The sequence below is a fragment of the Borreliella californiensis genome (assembly GCF_014205885.1).
GTDB classification, from domain to species: Bacteria; Spirochaetota; Spirochaetia; order Borreliales; family Borreliaceae; genus Borreliella; species Borreliella californiensis.
This window is the reverse complement of the sequence record NZ_JACHFB010000038.1, coordinates 1-1013: the sequence shown is the minus strand read 5'-3', so window position 1 is coordinate 1013 and position 1013 is coordinate 1. Positions and strand designations below refer to the sequence as shown.

1 protein-coding gene and 1 pseudogene are annotated in these 1013 nt (G+C 32.0%); both read right to left on the bottom strand.

The features are described from left to right. Nucleotides 1-953 (bottom strand): DUF787 family protein (locus HNP67_RS06850; protein WP_184125828.1); only part of this gene is annotated, 953 nt, incomplete at its 3' end. Beyond that, nucleotides 934-1013 (bottom strand): annotated as a pseudogene (locus HNP67_RS07290) (DUF764 family protein); the annotation flags it as partial. The gene HNP67_RS06850 and the pseudogene HNP67_RS07290, both read right to left, overlap by 20 nt.

Below are 1013 nucleotides of genomic sequence, written 5' to 3'. Positions count from 1 at the left end.
AGCCCTCTATCGATAAACCGTTTAAGTAGGCATTCAATTGCTGAAGTATATGCATTGTCTCTAGCCCCACTAAGCTGCAGTGCTGATAATTTGCTGTTTTGTCTATTATTTTTGTTCCAAATTCTGATAAGCTCAATAATTGCTTCATTTTTTATGTAATGATAAGTAAAAAGCTCATCTATTGAATTTCCAGCAAGATCAACACCTTCTTTAAAAGCAGGCATACCATCAAGACCAGTCTCATTAAGAAGTGAATAAAAGTTAATTTTTGCAGTTCGTAACTTTCCAATTACAGTGTCGTCAACAAGCGGTGTAGCAGCCAGTGGCATACCATAAGGATTTACAGCATGGAAAATGCTTGCTTGATGTAAATATTGACTTATAAATTTAAGGTGTAAATTGTCTTTATTATTGCTGTAAACAGCAATATTTCTTTCTTTTACAGTATTGCCTTTATCTTTAAATAGTTCTTTTATTTCTTGTTCTTTAGTGGAGAATACAAAAAAAGTTGAAGGCATTTTAAACTTAGCATAGTCATCTTTGTAAATTTTAAGTCCATCGTCCGATGCATCCCCCTCTGTATTAATAAGTACAACAAAAGTGTGCCTATGTATTTTAAGATAGTTTTTAAGCTCTTCCGGCTTATCCTTATAAATGAAAAGATCAGTTGATTTTAACGACTCTTCGCTTGAATTGAAAAAATTTGACATTGCAGTTTTTAGCAGTGTTTTTTCTTTTCCAAACTGATCTTCTGCGCTCCCATTATCTTTTTCTAAAGTTTCAATTTGTTTTTCATAATTATTAACGGTTAAATTCAATGTTATAAAGTTAGCAGCATCTTTGTTTATTTTGATTTTAGCTGTTTTGTAAACCAAAAGTGGATTGTAATAATTGGGCCTGCTAGTCTGAATCCTAGAATCAAGCAAACTTACACTAATTGTATCTTGCGGCAATTTTATGTTCCTCCTTTAAAATTTCAATTGTTTTTACACTAGCATTGAATGCTACAGATG